Source organism: Streptomyces sp. NPDC059456 (assembly GCF_042750055.1).
Classification (GTDB): Bacteria; Actinomycetota; Actinomycetes; order Streptomycetales; family Streptomycetaceae; genus Streptomyces.
Genome location: NZ_JBHYVA010000106.1, coordinates 1 through 17,214, shown reverse-complemented (window position 1 = coordinate 17,214; position 17,214 = coordinate 1). Strand labels below are relative to the sequence as shown.

The 17,214-nt window shown below is 74.3% G+C and carries 21 protein-coding genes; 5 read left to right on the top strand and 16 right to left on the bottom strand.

Annotated elements, in window-relative coordinates; genetic code table 11:
* Positions 1-44: 44 nt before the first annotated feature.
* From ACFXA3_RS12615 to ACFXA3_RS12595, 5 genes are all read right to left on the bottom strand, one after another.
* Positions 45-338 carry a YciI family protein gene (locus tag ACFXA3_RS12615; RefSeq protein ID WP_385185772.1) on the bottom strand — a complete coding sequence of 98 codons (294 nt, stop codon included), beginning with the start codon at positions 336-338 and terminating at the stop codon, positions 45-47.
* A gap of 84 nt (positions 339-422) precedes the next feature.
* Positions 423-689, bottom strand: coding sequence for a PqqD family protein (locus ACFXA3_RS12610; RefSeq protein WP_385185769.1), 267 nt, complete (start codon positions 687-689; stop codon positions 423-425).
* Positions 690-821: 132 nt separating this feature from the next.
* Positions 822-1,202 (bottom strand): VOC family protein, encoded by a 381-nt coding sequence (locus ACFXA3_RS12605; protein WP_385185767.1) that lies wholly within the window; start codon positions 1,200-1,202, stop codon positions 822-824.
* A gap of 113 nt (positions 1,203-1,315) precedes the next feature.
* Entirely contained in the window at positions 1,316-2,170 is an 855-nt protein-coding gene (locus ACFXA3_RS12600) for a hypothetical protein (protein WP_385185765.1), read from the bottom strand.
* Positions 2,171-2,300: 130 nt separating this feature from the next.
* Positions 2,301-2,795: a Rieske (2Fe-2S) protein gene (locus ACFXA3_RS12595; RefSeq protein ID WP_385185762.1), complete on the bottom strand. Its 495-nt coding sequence runs from the start codon at positions 2,793-2,795 to the stop codon at positions 2,301-2,303.
* Between the two features lie 153 nt (positions 2,796-2,948).
* Between ACFXA3_RS12595 and ACFXA3_RS12590 the strand changes: the two genes are divergently transcribed.
* On the top strand, positions 2,949-3,485 hold the full coding sequence (locus ACFXA3_RS12590; RefSeq protein WP_385185760.1) for a DoxX family protein: 537 nt from the start codon (positions 2,949-2,951) through the stop codon (positions 3,483-3,485).
* A 7-nt stretch (positions 3,486-3,492) separates the two neighbouring features.
* Here ACFXA3_RS12590 and ACFXA3_RS12585 read toward each other — a convergent pair whose 3' ends face one another.
* Entirely contained in the window at positions 3,493-3,999 is a 507-nt protein-coding gene (locus ACFXA3_RS12585) for a hypothetical protein (RefSeq protein WP_385185757.1), read from the bottom strand.
* A gap of 488 nt (positions 4,000-4,487) precedes the next feature.
* On the opposite strand from ACFXA3_RS12585, the gene ACFXA3_RS12580 reads away from it, so the two are divergent.
* Positions 4,488-5,603, top strand: a complete 1,116-nt coding sequence (locus ACFXA3_RS12580) for a winged helix-turn-helix domain-containing protein (RefSeq protein WP_385185755.1) — start codon at positions 4,488-4,490, stop codon at positions 5,601-5,603.
* On the opposite strand, the gene ACFXA3_RS12575 is transcribed toward ACFXA3_RS12580, so the two are convergent.
* The 3 genes from ACFXA3_RS12575 to ACFXA3_RS12565 all read right to left on the bottom strand — a co-directional run bounded on the left by ACFXA3_RS12575 (position 5,541) and on the right by ACFXA3_RS12565 (position 6,489).
* Positions 5,541-5,828 (bottom strand): hypothetical protein, encoded by a 288-nt coding sequence (locus ACFXA3_RS12575; protein ID WP_385185752.1) that lies wholly within the window; start codon positions 5,826-5,828, stop codon positions 5,541-5,543. The two genes, ACFXA3_RS12580 and ACFXA3_RS12575, sit on opposite strands and share 63 nt — an antisense overlap.
* A 159-nt stretch (positions 5,829-5,987) precedes the next feature.
* A complete protein-coding gene (locus ACFXA3_RS12570; RefSeq protein WP_385185749.1) occupies positions 5,988-6,257 on the bottom strand; it encodes a type II toxin-antitoxin system RelE/ParE family toxin in 270 nt (89 codons plus the stop codon).
* Positions 6,258-6,261: 4 nt separating this feature from the next.
* Complete coding sequence (locus ACFXA3_RS12565) at positions 6,262-6,489, bottom strand: hypothetical protein (protein WP_385185746.1); 228 nt, start codon at positions 6,487-6,489, stop codon at positions 6,262-6,264.
* A gap of 154 nt (positions 6,490-6,643) precedes the next feature.
* Between ACFXA3_RS12565 and ACFXA3_RS12560 the strand changes: the two genes are divergently transcribed.
* Positions 6,644-7,180 (top strand): hypothetical protein, encoded by a 537-nt coding sequence (locus tag ACFXA3_RS12560; protein WP_385185743.1) that lies wholly within the window; start codon positions 6,644-6,646, stop codon positions 7,178-7,180.
* A gap of 202 nt (positions 7,181-7,382) precedes the next feature.
* Positions 7,383-8,876 carry a cellulose binding domain-containing protein gene (locus tag ACFXA3_RS12555; RefSeq protein WP_385185740.1) on the top strand — a complete coding sequence of 498 codons (1,494 nt, stop codon included), beginning with the start codon at positions 7,383-7,385 and terminating at the stop codon, positions 8,874-8,876.
* A gap of 21 nt (positions 8,877-8,897) precedes the next feature.
* Here the strand turns inward: ACFXA3_RS12555 and zapE are convergent, their stop codons facing one another.
* From zapE to ACFXA3_RS12540, 3 genes are all read right to left on the bottom strand, one after another.
* Positions 8,898-9,959 carry a cell division protein ZapE gene (zapE, locus tag ACFXA3_RS12550; protein ID WP_385185738.1) on the bottom strand — a complete coding sequence of 354 codons (1,062 nt, stop codon included), beginning with the start codon at positions 9,957-9,959 and terminating at the stop codon, positions 8,898-8,900.
* 53 nt (positions 9,960-10,012) lie between these two features.
* Positions 10,013-12,589, bottom strand: a complete 2,577-nt coding sequence (locus ACFXA3_RS12545) for a PEP/pyruvate-binding domain-containing protein (RefSeq protein WP_385185735.1) — start codon at positions 12,587-12,589, stop codon at positions 10,013-10,015.
* 145 nt (positions 12,590-12,734) lie between these two features.
* Positions 12,735-13,481 carry a VOC family protein gene (locus ACFXA3_RS12540; RefSeq protein ID WP_385185774.1) on the bottom strand — a complete coding sequence of 249 codons (747 nt, stop codon included), beginning with the start codon at positions 13,479-13,481 and terminating at the stop codon, positions 12,735-12,737.
* Between the two features lie 275 nt (positions 13,482-13,756).
* On the opposite strand from ACFXA3_RS12540, the gene ACFXA3_RS12535 reads away from it, so the two are divergent.
* The gene (locus ACFXA3_RS12535; protein WP_385185733.1) at positions 13,757-14,962 is read left to right on the top strand and encodes an aromatic acid exporter family protein; all 1,206 of its coding nucleotides are present in this window, start codon (positions 13,757-13,759) and stop codon (positions 14,960-14,962) included.
* A 22-nt stretch (positions 14,963-14,984) separates the two neighbouring features.
* Here the strand turns inward: ACFXA3_RS12535 and ACFXA3_RS12530 are convergent, their stop codons facing one another.
* The 4 genes from ACFXA3_RS12530 to ACFXA3_RS12515 form a co-directional block, all read right to left on the bottom strand.
* The gene (locus ACFXA3_RS12530; RefSeq protein WP_385185730.1) at positions 14,985-15,371 is read right to left on the bottom strand and encodes an SH3 domain-containing protein; all 387 of its coding nucleotides are present in this window, start codon (positions 15,369-15,371) and stop codon (positions 14,985-14,987) included.
* Between the two features lie 152 nt (positions 15,372-15,523).
* Complete coding sequence (locus ACFXA3_RS12525) at positions 15,524-15,679, bottom strand: DUF6131 family protein (RefSeq protein ID WP_385185728.1); 156 nt, start codon at positions 15,677-15,679, stop codon at positions 15,524-15,526.
* A 138-nt stretch (positions 15,680-15,817) separates the two neighbouring features.
* Positions 15,818-16,210: a hypothetical protein gene (locus ACFXA3_RS12520; RefSeq protein ID WP_385185725.1), complete on the bottom strand. Its 393-nt coding sequence runs from the start codon at positions 16,208-16,210 to the stop codon at positions 15,818-15,820.
* Positions 16,211-16,281: 71 nt separating this feature from the next.
* The coding region (locus tag ACFXA3_RS12515; protein ID WP_385185723.1) for a hypothetical protein at positions 16,282-17,214 on the bottom strand (933 nt) is incomplete at its 5' end.

Here is a 17,214-nt window from a genome sequence, read left to right as displayed (position 1 = left end):
GTAGGCACCCCGGCCCCGGCCGCCGCCGGACCGGGGTGGTGCGGTCACTGCTCGGCGGCGAGGACCTCCAGACCCTCCGCGACCAGATGCGGGGTGAACCCGACCACCGCGTGGGCCGCGACGCCGTGGACGACGTACGGATCGGTGGCGAGCAGGCGGTCGAGTTCCCCGGCGGGCATCCGGGGAGCGAGGTAGACGCCGCCGACGAGGGGCTCCTGACGCCCGGCCGCCAGGAGCCGGCGGTGCGCGATCTGCTGCGTGAGCCAGGCGCCGTGGGCCGGCCTCCACGCTTCCACCTCATCGAGCGGGGCCGTGTAGGTAACGGTGACAATGAACATGCCCGGACCGTACGGGATCGCCGGGGCCCGCTGCGATCCCTTTCACCCGGTGGGGCGCCGTCGGCGGCGCCGGAACTCCCGTGCTCACGCCGCGGCTTCGAGCAGGCCGGCCGCCATCAGCCGGTCGGCCCAGGCGGCCATCGCCGTACGGACCTTGCCCTCGTCGGTCTGCCAGGCGTCGGCGAGGGAGGACGCGGCCCGCTCCAGGAGCCCGTCGTTGACCCGCAGCGCCACCCACATCGCCGAGCCCACCGGGCTGCAGCGGAACTCGCCGCGTCCCGCCGTCCGCACCTTCACCCGGCCGTCCGCCAGGGCCGTTCCGGTCACGCCTTCGGCTGCCACGATCCTCATGCCGTCCTCCTCGCTCAAGTCCGCCTCAAGTGCTTCAAGCATCGGGGCTGGAAGAGAACGCGACCATGGGGCTAGCCACCCCCTGCGGGGTGCTGCCACCCCGCCCGCCGTCGGCGGGTCGCCCGAGGGGGGCTACATCCCGTTCGGCTGGAGGACGGAGATGATGTTCCCGGCCGGGTCCTTGAACCAGGCGATCGCGGGGCCGGGCGCCTCCCGGGCGATGCCCTTCGCGTCCTGCTCGAAGCCCTCGTACCGTTCGAACGTGACGCCGCGTCCGGCCAGTTCGTCGACGGCCCGGTCGATGTCGTCCACGGGGAAGTTCAACACCGTGAAGGTCGCGGGCCGGTGGTCGTCCTTCGGGTAGAGCATCACCTCGGTGTCGCCGACGAGGTGCAGGGTCAGCAGACCGTTGTCCTCGGACACCCGCAGGCCGAGCGTCCCGCCGTAGAAACCCTTGGCCCCCTCGATGTCGTCCACCGAGTAACCGCTGAATCCCTTGCTGTCTCCGAGCATGGTGGCCGTCCTCCGTTCGCCGCGGTCCGTCCGGCATCGCCCCCCCGGCCCCAGTGTCCCGCCGATCGCGCGGCATCGCCCGGCGGCGGGTGGCGACGGGCACGGGCGGGCGCTCAGGGATCCGCCGGCAGGTCCGCGGCCGCATCGGCCCTCCTGCGCGCGGCAGCGGACTCGCGGGCGGCGTCCCGGGCCCGGCCGGCCGCCTCGGCCAGCGCGCGCCGCGCATCGGCCCGGACGGCCCTGGCCTCGCGCAGTTGCCGGTCCAGTTCGGCGACGCGCGCGTCGGCTCCGGCCAGCGCCCGCTCGTGGTCGCGCCGCTCCTGCTCGGCCGCGCGCAGCTCCGACGCGCGTGCCTCGGCCTCGGCGCGGGTCTCCTCGGCCCGTCGGACGCGGCGCCGCTGCTCCGCGCGGGACGGCTTCGGCCGCGCCGCCGGCCGCTGCGTGTCGCCGGCGGGGGCCTGCGGGCGTACGGGAGCCACGGCGGGGAGACCGGTGAACCCGACCGGCGGTTCCAGCGCCGTGGACAGGCGGCCGCCCGACCACCGCCCGGCGGCGTCCGGATCGGCGAGGGCGGCGTGCAGGGTCTGTTCCACCTCGTGCACGGCGCCGTCGCCGAGGCTCTGGCCCTCCTCCCCGGCGAGCTGCCGCGCGGTACGGGCCAGTGCGGCGACCACCGCGTGCCGCTCGTGGGACAGGGCCTTCAGCTGCGTGCCGTCCAGTGAGCGCTGCGCCCGGCGCAGCGCGTCACCGAGCTCGAGGAAGGCGGCCACCTCCTGCGGGCGCCGCCGGACCAGCAGGTTCGAGGCGTACGCGGCCCGCGTCGGGCGCCGCAGCCCGGTGATGGCCTTGGCCGCCTGCGGCTGGCCGGCCTTCCGCGCCCGAGCCGCCTGCGCGTCCCTGGCCTCGGTGAACCGGCCGGGGACCAGTCCGTACAGCTCGTCGGCAATCGCCTCCACATCGACGTCCACGCCACCCACCATGCCCTCCTCGACGGCTCGGCGCCCCCGAGGGCACGGGCACGCCGGTGCCGCCGGGGTCGTCGGCGGCCGTCCCCGGCCGGCGACGGCCCGCCCGAAGGCACCGGCCGGGCCGCCCGCGTCAGGCGAGGGTGATCTTGTCCCCCTCCACCGCGATCTTCGCCGCCGCCAGCGGACTCTTGGCCGGTCCTCCGGCGACCGTTCCGTCCGAGATCTTGAAGAGGCTCTGGTGGCAAGGGCAGACGATGTTCCCGTCCGTCACCGTCGCCACCGAGCAGCCCTGGTGCGTACAGGTCGCCGAGAAGGCCTTGAACTGGCCCGCCATCGGCTGGGTGACCACCACCTTCTGGTCCTTGAACACCTTTCCGCCGCCGACCGGGATCTCCGACGTCTGCGCGAGCGTCTTGCCACCGCCACCTCCACCGCCGGCTCCGGCTCCGGCTCCGGCTCCGGCGGCGCCTCCCGCCGCGTCCGCCGGGGGTGCGGCCGGTGCGTTGCCTGCCGCCGAACCGTAGCCGTCGCCGCCGCCGTCGTTGCCGCAGCCGCTCAGGACGGTGCCTGCCAGCGTGGCGGCGCCCGCCGCGAGAACCGTGCGCCGACGCGTGGTGTCGCCCATGGCCGTATCTCCTTCTCGTACCGGAAGCGGACCGGAGCATCCCTTGCCACTCCAGCCTCAGCAGGAACACGCGGACGGGCGCAGGACGGTTCAACGCGTCTTCACCGAAAAAATCCGGCCGAACCGTGGCGGGGGTTCCCGCGTGTACAGGGCGTGACTACGACACCTTCCGGTCTGCGCGACCGAGCGGCGGAGTACGCGCTCCTGCCGGTGCGCCTCTTCCTCGGCATCACCTTCGTGTACGCCGGTCTGGACAAGCTGACCGACACGGCGTTCCTGTCCGCCACCGGTGACGGTTCGATCGGACAGCAAATGGAGGCCGTACGGGACTCGGCCGCCCTCCCGGCGCTGATCGATTTCTCCTCGCAGAACCCCGTGGCCTTCGGCATGGCCATGGCGTTCGGCGAACTGGCCGTCGGACTGGGGGCCCTGGCCGGGCTGCTGACCCGGATGGCGGCCCTGGGCGGCGCCCTGATCTCGCTCAGCCTGTGGCTGACCATCAGCTGGCAGACCACCCCGTACTACTACGGCAACGACCTGGTGTACCTGGTGGCCTGGATCCCGCTGATCCTGGCGGGCGCCCCGGCGCTGTCCCTCGACGCGCTGCTGCACCGCAGGCGGCGCCGGCCCGGTGCGGCGCGGGCGCGGGCGCGGTCCGGCCGGAACCCGGCCCCCGCGATGCCCTCCTGAGCGGCCGTCACCCGCCCGCCGCACCGCGCGGCGCGCGGGGTGCGGCGTCGAGCAGGGCCCATACCCGGCGTCCGTCCGGTGCGACGTCGGTGCCGCAGCCGACGACCGTGCGCAGGGCCGCGACGTCGGCCAGCACGGTGTCGTCCTGCGCCTCGGCACCGGCGACATGGCTCAGGACCACCGCGAGGATGCGCTGGTCCTGGTCGGCGAGGTGCACGCTGACGCGCTTGCCGCCGTCGGCGACCGCGGCCTGGACGAGACGCCGTACGGCGCAGTCCAGATCCGGCTCGTCCAGGTGCGGGTATCCCCAGGCCCGGACCGTGGCGGTCGCCCGCGCCCCGGCCTTCTTCGCGGCCCACGGGTCGGCGCGGAACGTCAGGCCGGCGGTCTGCCGGTTGCGGATCTCCATCCGCGGGCGGCCGCGCCCGTCCCGGGCGGCGGTCCCATCCGGCTGCGGGACGGGAGGGAGTGGCGGCACGTTCGGCCCGCCCGCTTCAGCCGGTGTCGTCGTCATGTGACCACGCTACGCGCACGGGCCGACTCCCGGAAAGGCCCGCAGGACTGACGGCCCGTCGGCGGCTGCGGTGCGGCCGCGCCGGTGGCGCGTACAACCGCACTGGCGGTGCAACGGTCGCCGCCCGAGCTGCCCGGGGCCGCCGTTGCAGGGCATCCGGCGGATCTCGCGCCGGCTGCCGGACGGCATGCCCGCATCCTCCGGGCGCGGTCCGGCCACCCGGTTCCGGTGGGTGTGCCGGCCGTCGCTCCCGTCGAACTCCCGGCGCCGGCCCCGGGGGTGGTTGCGCCCGCGCCGGACGATCGTGGCACCGGCCTCGTGTCCTGCCGGACGGGACGCTCCGGCTCAAAGCCCTTCGACATCCCTCGAATCCGGACATTGCCCACCGGAACGCAGTGCCTTTCAGGCCGGAAATCCGGGGCCGGACCGCTCGCCCGGGACCGCCGACTACGGTGCGGTGGCGAAGCCGACTCCTGGGAGGACAGCCGGTGCTGCGGATCCACTTCGCCCCCGACGACCTGGCCCGCGTCCGTATCGCACGCGCCCCCGATCCGCTCGCGGAAACGATCCTGAGCCTGCCCCTGCTCCAGTCCCGGGAGATGGGCGGGATCGCCCTCGACGGCTGGCGGCGCCGTACCCGCCGAGGGCTGCGGCCCGAGATGAAGCCGCTGCTCGACCTCGTGCCGGGCGGTGCCGGCGAGTACGTCCCGGAGGCGTTCCTGCACGCCTCGGCGGCCACCCTCGGCGACAGCCTCGACCACACCTGGTCGTTGCCGCGTCGGCAGTGGCGGGCGGACCAGCACGCCACCCGGCAGCTCCGGCCGGGTGCCCCGCGCTGGGTGCACGCACTGCACGAGGGCGAACGGGAGTGGAGCGGTCTCGTCCACCGGACGGTCCGGCGCTACCACGACCTCGCGGTGGCCCCCTACTGGGCCCAGCTCGTGGCCACCGCGCACGCCGACCGCACCCGGCGGGCGCTGGCGGCCGCCGACTCCGGGGTCGGCGGGCTGCTCGGCACGCTGCACCCGGAGATCGGCTGGGCCGCTCCGGTGCTGACCGTGCCCTGTGCGCTGACCGCGGAGCTGAGGCTGGACGGCCGCGGGATGGTGCTCGTACCGACCTTCTTCTGGCCCCGGCCGCTCGTGCTGAGCGACAACGCGGACCCGGGGCGGCCGCTCGTCCTGCGCTACCCCGTCGCCCGGGACCTCGCCACCTACCAGGCGGTCTGGGGCGCGGCCGCCCCGACCGGCCCCGACGGCGCGCTCGCCGCGCTGCTGGGCGACACCCGCGCCCGTACGCTGCACGCCGCGCAGAGCCCGGCCGGCACGGCCGAACTGGCCCGGCGCACCGGGACGTCGCCCGCCACGGCGAGCCACCACGCCACCGTCCTGCGCTCCGCCGGCCTGCTGACGACGGAGCGGGACGGGGCCGGTGTCCGGCATGCGCTGACGCCGCTGGGCCGGGCCCTGGTGCACGGACACGGACACGGTCACGGGCACGCCGGCCCCGGCAGCGGCGATGGCGGCGGGGGCGCGGTGGGCTCAGCCGAGCGCCACGGTGACGAGCGCCGCCGTGACGGTGATCGCCGCGCAGGTCACCAGTAACGGCCGCCCCGCCGTCAGCATCCAGCCGATGCCGCGGCAGCCGCCGGTCTCCGCCGCCGGGTCCGCCCGTAAGACCGTGGTCTCGCCGCCCGCCGTCGCACGAGGCGTGCTCAAGGCCTCGCGGAGGAGGGCGCACTGGCCGCATTCCTCCGTGCCGTGGAGGGACGAATCGGAGTCGATCCAGTACGCGCCGCCCAGCTCTGCGAATGAAACGTCCGGCGACACGACTGGACGCGTAGAAGCTTCCATGACCGCCAAACGGACCGCCCGCACCGGAAGCAACGGTGACCACGCGATCCGAGACCGGATCGTCACCAGTTCCGGCACCCCGTCCGGCCGTACCCCTCGCAGCCCCGCGGTCCAGGGCCCCGTCCGCGGCCGGGGTCAGGCCTCTACGTAGGCCACGACGATCACGGTGTGCAGCGCCGTCACGAAGTACAGGAGCCTGACCGGCTCGACCGGATCGGTGTACTCCCGCAGCGGCACCCGGTCCACGGCGGAGGGCAGCGGATCGCCGAGTTCGGGGTCGACGCTGAGGGCGACCAGCGCACGGTCGAGGGCGTGCAGGGCCGCCTCGTCGGTGATCTCCTCCAGCTGCTTGGCCGCCGAGTCGCTGAAGGCGATCCGGGCGCGCCGTCGGTCGTTGCGGGGCATCCGGTCAGGCGGCTTTCTCGCGGTGGGCGGACAGCCGGGCCAGGGCCTGCTCGCGCAGTGCCTCCCACGGGGTGCAGTCGTCCACGGCCGGCAGGCCGTTGGCCGCGATGTCCTCCAGGACCGCGGCCATCCGGTCCGCCTTGGCCCGGGTCTGTGCCGCGTACGCGCGCACCGCGTCGACCGCCGACGGTTCCAGCAACCGGCGTGGAGCGCCGGCCCCTTCCTCATTCATGACAGGCTCCAGGAGGGTGTCGTCGAATCTCCCCCACGGTATCGCCGCATGCGCTCCCGCGGGGCGCGATCCGGGCCTCGCGCACACCGCGTGACAGACTGCTTCCTTGATCGCGGGGTCATCAGGCCCCCGTGCACGGTGAATTGGAAACGTAGTGCGCAAGGTGAAGTGGGCGACCGCGGCTGCCGGAGTGATGCTCTTGGCCGCGGGGTGCGGCAGCGAGAGCGGTTCCAATCAGGACGGGAACGGGCAGGCGCCGACGGCGGGTTCCTCGGCTCCGGCGGCCGCGGCGGGGGCGGCCGCCGGTGGCACCGTCGACGCCGCCGCGGTGAAGGGGCAGACCGTGAACGCCGTGACGGCGGCCGGTTTCACCGAGCAGTCCGGGAACGTCGTACCGGCGAACCTGACGTCCCGCACGGTCTCCTGGACCGCGGACGCCAAGAAGGTCTCCGATTCCCGCAGTTCCCACCACGCCACGGTCGCGACCCTGGCCGAGGACGGCCGGAAGGAGATCCGGGCCGTCGACCGGCCGGCAGCGGTCGTCAAGTCCCCGGACAGGAGCGGCTGGACGCTGAAGGCGAGCCACCAGGGCGAGGCGGGCGCCCTGCTGGTCGTCTCGTTCATCGCCACCGAGACCAGTGCGACCTGCGCGAAGGCCTTCCAGGGGGACCTCGCCAGGAAGCGGCAGTAGTCCCTGCGGGGCGGGCCGGTCCGGGAGACCGGCCCGGACCGGACCGTCCGGACCCGCCGCCCGCCCGCGGAATTAACCCTTCCCGATCCGCTCCTTAAGCCCGCCTCAAGAACGCGGGGACGGGGACCGAACCGCACGTTTGTCCGTTTTCCGGTCGCTAGCGTGCTGCTCGAACCTCATCCCCACACAGAGGCAGGTCCTCATGGCTGGCAATTCCCATCGCCGTACGACGAGCGCCCGGACGAAGGCGGCCGCGGCGCTGGCCGTCGCGGCGGCCGTCGGGGGCACCGCCCTGGTGCTGACCGGCACCGCACAGGCCGCGTCGGTCGGCGCGGTGTTCACCAAGGCGAGCAGTTGGACCACCGGCTACACGGGGCAGTACGTCATCACCAACCGCAGCGGCGGGACGCTCAAGGACTGGACGCTGGAGTTCGACCTGCCGGCCGGCACGTCCCTCGCCTCCCTCTGGAACGGCGAACACACCGTCAACGGACAGCACGTGACGGTCAAGCCGGCCCGGTGGGACACGGCCGGGCTGACGGCCGGCAGCTCGGTCACCGTCGGGTTCGTGACCCAGGCGAGCGACAGCGCGGCCAGTCCGACGGGGTGCCTGATCAACAAGGAGAAGTGCTCCCCCGCCACCGGACCCACGCCCAGCCCGAGCGGCCGGCCCACCACCGCACCGACGGCTTCGGCTTCGCCCACCGCCCGGCCGACGGCTTCGCCCACGGCCTCCGCCCAGCCCACCGAGACGGCCACGCCGAAGCCGACCCCGACCGTCCCGCCGGGCGGCGGCGGCACGGCTGCGGCCGGGTTCGCGCCGTACGTGGACACCTCGCTCTACCCCGCCTTCGACCTGCTGGACACCGCGGCCAAGACGGGCGTGAAGGAGTTCAACCTCGCCTTCATCACCTCCGGCGGCGGCTGCACCCCGCTCTGGGGCGGCGTCACGGCCCTCGGCGACGACCGGGTCGCCTCGCAGATCGCCGCCCTGCGGGCCAAGGGCGGGGACGTCCGCGTCTCGTTCGGCGGTGCGTCCGGCTCCGAGCTGGGGCTGGCGTGCACCTCGTCCGCCGCCCTCGCCGCCGCCTACGGCAAGGTGGTGGACACGTACGGGCTGACCAAGGTGGACTTCGACATCGAGGGCGCGGCCCTGCCCGACACCGCGGCGAACACCCGGCGCGCGCAGGCCATCGCGCAGCTGCAGAAGGCGCATCCGAAGCTGGACGTGTCCTTCACGCTGCCCGTGATGCCCGAGGGGCTCACGCAGCCCGGCGTCGACCTGGTCGCCAACGCCCGGCAGAACGGGGTGGCGGTGTCCGCCGTCAACATCATGGCGATGGACTACGGCCCGGCGTACAGCGGCGACATGGGCGGGTACGCCATCCAGGCGGCCACCGCGACGCAGGCGCAGATCAAGGGCGTACTGGGCCTGAGCGACGCGGCGGCGTGGAAAACGGTGGCCGTGACCCCGATGATCGGCGTCAACGACGTCTCCAGCGAGGTCTTCACGGTGGACGACGCCACGCAGCTCGTGGGCTTCGCCCGGTCGAAGGGCCTCGGCTGGCTCGCGATGTGGTCGGGCGCCCGGGACAAGCAGTGCCCGGGCGGCGCGAAGAACTCCGCCGACGCGACGTGCTCGTCCATCGTGCAGGAGCCCCTGGCCTTCACGAAGGCCTTCGCGGCACGCGGCTAGCCGGTCCTCCGGCGGGCCGGCTCAGGCCGCCCGCCGGAGCATCGCCAGGCGGCTCGCCGTACGGTCCAGGTCGCGGGTCGGGGCCTGGCCGGCGGGGAGCGCGGTCAGCGGGTCGGAGCCGATGAGGACCAGCCGGACGTCCCGGTCGCAGGCGACGTCCACGAGGTTGGCGAACCGCTGCCCGCCGTCCGCGGAGGCCTCGGCCAGTGGGGGTACGCCGTCCAGGACCAGGGTGGTGAACCGTTCGGCGAGGGCCAGGTAGTCGGGGACCGCCGTCGCGCTCTCGCACAGCGCGTCGAAGCCGAACCAGACGAGGTCGCCGCGGACCGCGCGGGCCGGCAGCTCCCGCAGGTGTGCGGGGACGGCCATGGCCTCCGCGGCTGCCGGGGCGGTGAGGCCGAGCGCCTCCAGGGCGGCGTCCCCCGGGGGCAGGCACAGGCCCGTCGCGAACCGGCGGCCGCCGTCCGCGGGCGCGGGCGCCGCGAGCCGGCGGAAGTCCACCGGGCCCGTGACATCCAGGACGTCCATCCGCTCCTCTATGAGTGCGATGGTCGGCTCGAACAGGTGGTGGTACAGCGGGTCCGGCATCAGCCCGGCGGGCGGGTAGTTGGACGTGGTGACCAGGGTGATCCGGCGGTCCAGCAGGGTGCGGAACAGCCGTGCGATCAGCATCGCGTCGCCCGCGTCGTGCGCGTGGAACTCGTCGAAGACCAGGATCCTGCTGTCCCCGATCAGGTCGTCGAGAGCGCTGTCGACGGCGCTCTGCCCGTCGTGGCGGGCACCCGGCCGGGTCACCCCGTCGTGCAGCCGGCGGAAGAAGTCGTGGAAGTGCAGGCGGCGTTTGCGCCCTGCGGGCAGTCCCTCGTAGAAGGTGTCCACCAGCCAGCTCTTGCCGCGGCCCACCGGGCCCCAGACGTACAGGTCGCGGGGTGGCCTGGGGAACGTCCAGGCGGGCCGGGCGAGTTCGGCCGCCAGCCGGGACAGCCGCTCGACGGCGGCCTCCTGAGCCGGGGCGATCGAGAATCCGCGTCGCGCCGCGGCTTCGTGGAAATGGCGGCGCATGGCCTGTGCGTGCTGGGGCACCGGGCAGCTCATCCGTTCGTGGGCGGGGTGTGGTCAGGACGTGGGCGCAGGGATCAGCCGGATGCGGGGGCCGGGGCCGGCGCCGCGGCCTCCAGGACGTCCACCGTTCCGCGGCCGCCGTCCACGCGGATCCTGTCCCCCGACCGGATCCGGGTGGTGGCGTTGCCGCATCCGACCACCGCCGGGATGCCGAGCTCCCGCGCCACGATCGAGGCGTGCGAGAGGTTCGCGCCGACGTCCGTCACGATCGCCGAGATCCGCGTGAACAGCGGGGTCCAGCCGATGTTCGTGACCGTGGTCACCAGGATCTCGCCCGGCCGGATGACCTCGCCCTCCTCGACGGTGGCGACGACCCGGGCGATGCCCTCCACCACGCCTGCGGACGCGGGCGAGCCCGCGACCGTGTCCGTCGCGGGTGTCGTGTCCTGCGCGTCGAACCGATCGGCCCGCCGGTCCGGGTCGGCGGCCCACGTCGCCGGGTCGAACTCGCCCCGGATCAGGGTCGGGTACGCGGGCAGCGCGCGGTAGGCCTCGTACGCGGCGCGGCGGGCCGGCACCGCGGCGAGCGGTCCGCGGTCGCCGCCGAGCACGGCGAGGATCTCCTCGCGGGACAGGAAGAACAGGTCCTGCCCCGCCCCGCTGACCTCGCCGGCGCGCAGGACGAACGTGCGCAGCAGCCAGAAGACGCGGGCGATCTCGGTGCGGGCGGCCTCCCGCAGGCGTGCCGAGGCCGCCCAGTCGTCCACCGCTCCGCGGATGCCCGCCACCCGCCGGGGGTGTGCGGCGGCCAGCCGGTCCCACGCCTCCGCGCGGGCGGTGGTCTGCCGCGCGAGCCGCAGTGCCGCGTCCTCCTCGACGGTGCCGAGTGCGGCGAGCTGCCGGTCGATCCACCGCGGGTCCTCGGCGGGCCGCGGGAGGGACACCTCGAACTCGTGCGGGCCCCGGTGGCCGTACGCGCGGGTGTAGCCGTCGCGGTCCATCTCGCCGCGGGCGAGCCGCTCCAGCCCGAGCAGCGGTCCCATGCTGGCCAGTTGGCCCTCGTCGCCGAGGCCGGTGGTCATCAGGTCGGCGTCCGTTTCGCCCACCAGCGACTCCAGGGTGGCGCGCACCTTGACGAGGGAGTCGCCGCCCTGGCGGGTGGCGGCCTGGAGCATGTGGCAGCAGCGGCGGAAGTACGGCGCCACCTGCGACTCCCACAGGGCCGACAGGTCCTGCGCGGTCGCCGCGGCGCCGACGCGGGCCCGCAGCTCCTCGCAGCGTCCGGGCGCTTCCTCCAGGAACGCCGGCAGCTGCTTCCCGTTCGCGCGGATGCGGCTCATCACCGCGAACGCCTCGCCGATGGTGTCCCGCCAGATCCGCGTCCGGGACGCGGGCAGCAGCGGAATGCCCATCCCCTCCGGGAGGCGGCCGAACACCAGCTCGTTGGCCCGGGCGAACTTCCGGCCCTGCCCGAACGCGGCCGCGAGGGTGGCCGTGACGCTGAGGTTCATGTAGAAGCGGCCGCCGATGTTCCCGTACATCGGGCGCCCCTCCAGGCTGGCCCCGACCATGACGTCGCCCATGAACGACTTGACGAACGACCAGGTCGCGGGCGTCATCACGTCCGGGACGGCCTCGCCCAGGTTGGCGCTCGTCCACAGGGAGTCGGTGCCGGTGCTGTCGTTCCACACCTCGGGCCGGGGGGCCGCGACGGTGGTGATCGGCCGTGCCTGGAGGATGCGGAAGGAACCGGCCTCGCGCGCCCACTCGACGTCGCGCGGCTCCCCGTACAGCTCCTCGATCGCGATTCCGAGCCGGGCCAGTTCGGCGGCCTGTGCGGTGCTGAGGACCGGGGCGTCGCGCAGGTCTGCGGGGACCGGCCGCTCCGCGGTGCCGTCGGGAGTGGGTACGGTCATCACCTCCTTCGTGGCGATGTGCTCCTCCACGACGGCGAGGGTCGTCCGGTCGACGGCCAGGGTGTCCGGGGTGACCAGGCCGCTGACGACGGCTTCGCCCAGGCCCCAGGCCGCATTGACCACGAGCCGGTCGGCACGCCCGCGGAGCGGGTCGACGGTGAACATCACCCCGGCGGCATCGGCGGCGACCAGCTCCTGCACCACCACGGCGAGCGAGACGTCCTCGTGCACGATGCCCGCCCTGGTGCGGTAGGCGAGGGCGCGGTCGGTCCACAGGGACGCCCAGCAGCGCCGGACGGCTTCGAGCAGGGCGCTCTCGCCGGTGATGTTCAGGTACGTGTCCTGCTGGCCGGCGAAGGACAGGTCGGGCAGGTCCTCCGCCGTGGCCGACGACCGGACGGCGACCGTGCGCGCCCCGTCGCCGAGTTCCGCGTACGCCTTGGCGACGGCCCGCTCCAGGGCGGCGGGCAGCGGGCCCTCCTCGAAGAGCGCCCGGATGCGGGCGCCGGCACCCGTGCCGGGACCGCCGTCCGGTCCGGACGCGTCCGCGAGCTCCGCGCGGATGCGGTCGGCCACGCCGGTCGAGGTGACGAACTCCCGGTACGCGGCGGTCGTCACGTGGAACCCGCCCGGTACGGGCAGCCCTGCGCGCGCGAGCTCGGACAGGGCCGCCCCCTTGCCCCCCGCCGTCTCCAGCGTGGCGGCGGCAGCGTCCAGCGACAGTACGAAGCCCATGCTCTGGTCCCCCAACTCGGCGTCCGAGAAAGGATCATGATCACACCGGGCAGCCCGTGTGAACAGACCTGTCCGCTGACGACGGAACGCCGCGGCCGCCGGAAGGCCGCCGCCCGGGGCCGCTCGCGGTCGGCCGCGGCCCGGGTCACCGGCCCGGGGCGAGTCCGTTCCGGGGGGTGACCAGGGTGAAGAGGGCGCCGTCCGGGTCGCTCAGGGTGATCCGGCGGCTCGTGGTCGAGGTCTGGACGGGTGAGACGGTGCGGCCGCCGAGCCGGGTGGCGGTCTCCACGGCGGCCTCCAGGTCCGGTACGCCGAAATGGACGTGCCAGCGGGGCCGGACCTGCGGGTCCGGGGCCTCTTCGACGGCACCGCCGCTGATCAGGGCCACGGTGTCCCGGCCGCGCCGGACGACGACGTGGCCGTGCTCGTACGAGACGTCGCAGCATCCGGAGCGCTCGCAGGCCCAGTCCAGCACCTCGCCGTAGAACACGGCCGCCGCGAACGCGTCACGGGTGCGCAGTTCGAGCCATGCGGCCGCACCGCCGGGGTGGGCCGTCCAGTCCGGGATCACCTCGCCCTGCCAGAACCCGAAGACCGCGCCGTCGGGGTCGGCCGCGAGTGCGGCCCGGCCGGTTCCGAACGCGAGCGGTCCCACGGCCATGGTGGCCCCGCGCTCGCGCACCCGGGCGGCGGTGACGTCCGCGTCGTCGACGGCGAAGTACGGGGTCCACGCCACCGGGATGCCCAGCCGCCGGGCCAGTGCGCCGATGCCCGCGACCGGTGCCCCGTCGCGCATGGCGACGGAGAACCCCTCCCCGAGGCGGGTGGGGCGGAACCCCCAGCCCAGGACGGCGCCGTAGAACTGCTGGGCGGCATCGAGATCACGGGCCATCAGACTGACCCAGCAGGGCGCCCCGAACACCTCGTGGCTTGACGTCGACACCGGCTCCGACCTCCCTCGACCACCCCCGGGCCCACCCTAGCCCCGGGCCGCACGACCGGCTCCGAGGCCGGGCCGCTCGCGCGGAAGGCCGCGTACGGGCGGGGTACGGGCGGCGTAGGCCGGACGGAGTACGCACGCCGCCGGACGGAACCCGGGCGCGTACGGTGGTGAGGAAGTGATCAGTGTGACGCGTGGTGCCGCCGAGTCCGGGAAGGCTGGCACGTATGCCGGAAGTGATCGTCACCGTACGCTCCCTCGCCCGCCGCCGCCGGGATCCTGTCGTCGTACAGGCCGTCCGCTCGACGGCGGCGGCCGTCGTGTCCTACGTCGTCGCGCTCTGGCTCAGCAATGAGCCGGCTCCGCTGACCGCGCCCCTGACGGCGCTGCTCGTCGTACAGGTCACCCTCTACACCACCCTCACCACCGGCATCCGGCGGGTGAACTCCGTCGTCGCCGGTGTCCTCGTCGCCATCGGGTTCAGCGCCCTCGTCGGCCTCACCTGGTGGTCCCTGGGCCTGGTCATCCTGACCTCGCTCGTCGTGGGCCATCTGGTGCGGGTCGACGAGTTCGTGCCCGAGGTCGCGATCAGCGCGATGCTGGTGCTCGGCGTGACGCAGGTGGCGGTCGTCGCCTGGGACCGGGTGCTGGAAACCCTGATCGGGGCGGTGGTGGGGCTCCTGTTCAACGTCTTCCTCGCACCGCCCGTGTGGGTGGCTCCGGCGAGCGAGGCAATCACCTCACTCGCCGGGCGCATGCGCGAGCTGCTGCTCCACCTCGGTGACGAGCTGGCGGAACACACCCCCGTGGAGAAGGCGGCGGCCCGGCTGCACGAGGCACGGCGGCTGGACAACGACATCGCCCACGTGGACTCGGCGCTGCGCCAGGCCGAGGACAGCCTGCGCCTCAACCCCCGGGTGAAGGAGGGGCTCCTGTTCCGGCTGGTGCTCCGCACGGGACTGGACACCCTGGAGATCTGCGCCGTCGTCCTGCGGGTCTGCTGCCGCACGCTGACCGACCTGGCCACGACGCGGACGGACGGCCCCTTGTTCTCCGAGCCCCTCGCCGACGCGCTGCGGGAGCTGTTCGCCCACATGGCGATCGCCGTCGAGAACTTCGCCGTACTCATCACCGCGCAGATCAGCACGAGTGCGCAGGAGGCGGAAGTACGGCTGGGACAGGAGCTCTCGGCGGCGAGGGCCAGCCGTGAACGGGCGGCGCGCCTGCTGCTGGAGGAGGCGCGGTCCAGGCCGGGGACGTGGCAGCTGTACGGGGCCCTGCTCGCGGAGGCCGACCGGGTGCTGGACGAACTGGGGGTCGAGAAGCGCTCCGAGCGCCTCGTGGAGGAACTCGACCGCCACGCGCGCACGCGGCGCACCGGGCGCCCGCTGCTCAGGCGGCTGTGGCGCGACCGCCCGACCGCGGACCGCTAGGGACGACGCGGGACGCCGCCCGTCAGCACCACGGGACGGGGGTGTAGTTGTGGACGAAGCGGGCCGAGACCCAGCCGGGCTCGCCGTGCAGCCGGTACCAGATGTTGTTGCCCTCCACCCAGCCGCCCTTGGCCTGGCAGGACAGCTCGACCTTCTCGAAGGGGTCCAGCGTGCTGAGCACCTTCGCCGTGGTCGTGGCCCTGGCCCGCACGTGGAGTGGTGCGCCGCTGACCACGACGCCCTTCACGTGCCCGCCGGCGGACTCGGCGGCCGGGGCCGCGTTCGGCGCCGGGTGCGCCGCGCCCGCTTGCGCCTGCGCGGCGGCCGCCTGCACTCCCGGGAGCAGCAGTCCCAGGCCGAGGCCCACCGTGGCCATCGCGGTCACCGTCCGTTTGTTCCGCTGCCCCATGCGCTGTCTCCCGTTCCTGGTGCACGTCCGGCCCGCCGGTCTCGGCCGGCCCGCGTTCGACCTTGCCCCGGGAGACAGCGCCCGGTCCGGCGGCGTGCCGCCCACTCGCCCGGATGGCGCAGCGGCGGCCGCCGACGGTGGGGGTGCCGACGTCAGTAGTAGTGCTTGCGACCTCCCACCGCGTGCCCGACGGCGCCCAGGACCCACAGGATGAGGCCTATGACGACCAGGATCAGGCCGATCGTCCACAGGATCGAGATTCCGAAGAGGAACCCCAGGACCAGCAGGATCACTCCGAGAACAATCACGACGACCTCCCAGCGCCCCGGTACCGGAGTGCACCGGGACACCCTGCGTGTACCATCCACACCACATTTCATGCCTGGACGAAGCACGTAATTCGGTCAGGCGGGGTGGCGGCGCGGACGGGCCCGTCGAGCGGGCCGTCAGGGTTCCGAGTAGCTGAAGTCGCCCATCGTCCAGGCGCTGACGTCCTTGATCGCGATCCGGTACATCCCGCCGGTCTCGGGGATGCCCACGGTGCCCTGGAGGATGCGGGCGACGTGGAAGTGGAGGTAGGAGGGGGACTCCGGGGCTCGGCGCCGGGCGGCGCCGTCCCCTTCGGTGTCCGTTGCGGGGTCCATGAAGAGGCTCGCGAACGGACCGAGCCGGTCCGAATCCGCCAGGACTTCGGCCACCCGCCGGCGCCACGCGCTCTCGGGAGCGAGGCGGCCGGTGATGACGGCGCCCTGCACCAGCACGGTCAACGACATCTGATTGGTCTGCTGGGATTCCACCGCGGCGGCGATGGCGACGAGCAGGTCGTCAGGCTTCGACATGGGCAGGAATGCTACAAGCATCCGCCCCGGAACGCGGGCGTGTTCACCCGCGTGCCGACGCGGGGACGGCTTCAGCCGGCGAAACCGACGTGTACGTGGTCGTGGTGCGTGGCGTCGGAGAAGAACTGGTTCGGCCGGGTGCCACCCGAAAGCCGTACGGGACCTCCCACGTTGTACGAGCCCGCGGCGGCGGCCGCGCGCATGAACGCGGCGATCAGGCTCCGCGGGGTCGCGGGATCGACGACGGGACGGCCGTCGATGCGCCAGACGTCGAAGGCCCGGCCGGGCGGGTGGTCGCTCGGCCGGCCGGTGCCGAACACGTTCGCCGGGTGGCCCGAGCGGACCACGCTGACCGACATCCGGTACGTGTCGGCGAGCCTCAGCATCGCCCGCAGCACGCTCTCGTGCACGGCGCCGCTGCGGATGTCCGCGGCCGCGGCGGGCGGCAGCTCGATCCGCGGCCGGGCGAGCACCGCCCGCGCCGGGGCTCCGGGCGCTGCCGCGGGCGGCCCGGGGCGGCCGGGGTGCAGGGCGGTGACGGCCCAGCCCGCGCGGGTGCGTTCGAGACGGACGTCGACGGTGGTGCCGCCCTCGTGGACGGCGGGGCCGGTCCGGGTGGACTGGGCGTACGGGACCAGGACGCTCGCGGTATCCGGCAGGAGGCCGCCGTACTGGGCGTCGATCACGTGGAGGACCGCCTGGTCCGCCGTCGGCGTCAGCGGCCCCGCCTGGGCCGCGAGCCGGGCGGCCAGGGGCGCCGCGATGCCCAGCGCCGCGGCCCGCGCCGCCGCGTCGCGGGGGCCGCCCCGGCCGGGCGGCCAGGTTCCGAGCGCCTCGACGAGCCGTACGGCGGCGAGTTTGGCCGCGGGCTCGATCTCGCCCGGTCCCGGCCGCCACGGAGCGGCGGCCGGGAGCTTCGCCGAGGGTGCGGGCGCCGGCGCGGCAGGGGACGCGGCGGCGGCCCCGGCGGGCGTACGGGTTCCAGCGGGCGGGGTGGTGCGGGC

What these genes read in the sequence shown, in the direction of transcription:
- ACFXA3_RS12615 (WP_385185772.1), bottom strand. Translation starts at nt 338, where the DNA reads ATGTTCATTGTCACCGTTACCTACACGGCCCCGCTCGATGAGGTGGAA.
- ACFXA3_RS12610 (WP_385185769.1), bottom strand. Translation starts at nt 689, where the DNA reads ATGAGGATCGTGGCAGCCGAAGGCGTGACCGGAACGGCCCTGGCGGAC.
- ACFXA3_RS12605 (WP_385185767.1), bottom strand. Translation starts at nt 1,202, where the DNA reads ATGCTCGGAGACAGCAAGGGATTCAGCGGTTACTCGGTGGACGACATC.
- ACFXA3_RS12595 (WP_385185762.1), bottom strand. Translation starts at nt 2,795, where the DNA reads ATGGGCGACACCACGCGTCGGCGCACGGTTCTCGCGGCGGGCGCCGCC.
- ACFXA3_RS12585 (WP_385185757.1), bottom strand. Translation starts at nt 3,999, where the DNA reads ATGACGACGACACCGGCTGAAGCGGGCGGGCCGAACGTGCCGCCACTC.
- ACFXA3_RS12570 (WP_385185749.1), bottom strand. Translation starts at nt 6,257, where the DNA reads ATGCCCCGCAACGACCGACGGCGCGCCCGGATCGCCTTCAGCGACTCG.
- ACFXA3_RS12565 (WP_385185746.1), bottom strand. Translation starts at nt 6,489, where the DNA reads ATGAATGAGGAAGGGGCCGGCGCTCCACGCCGGTTGCTGGAACCGTCG.
- ACFXA3_RS12555 (WP_385185740.1), top strand. Translation starts at nt 7,383, where the DNA reads ATGGCTGGCAATTCCCATCGCCGTACGACGAGCGCCCGGACGAAGGCG.
- ACFXA3_RS12545 (WP_385185735.1), bottom strand. Translation starts at nt 12,589, where the DNA reads ATGGGCTTCGTACTGTCGCTGGACGCTGCCGCCGCCACGCTGGAGACG.
- ACFXA3_RS12540 (WP_385185774.1), bottom strand. Translation starts at nt 13,481, where the DNA reads ATGGCCCGTGATCTCGATGCCGCCCAGCAGTTCTACGGCGCCGTCCTG.
- ACFXA3_RS12535 (WP_385185733.1), top strand. Translation starts at nt 13,757, where the DNA reads ATGCCGGAAGTGATCGTCACCGTACGCTCCCTCGCCCGCCGCCGCCGG.
- ACFXA3_RS12530 (WP_385185730.1), bottom strand. Translation starts at nt 15,371, where the DNA reads ATGGGGCAGCGGAACAAACGGACGGTGACCGCGATGGCCACGGTGGGC.
- ACFXA3_RS12520 (WP_385185725.1), bottom strand. Translation starts at nt 16,210, where the DNA reads ATGTCGAAGCCTGACGACCTGCTCGTCGCCATCGCCGCCGCGGTGGAA.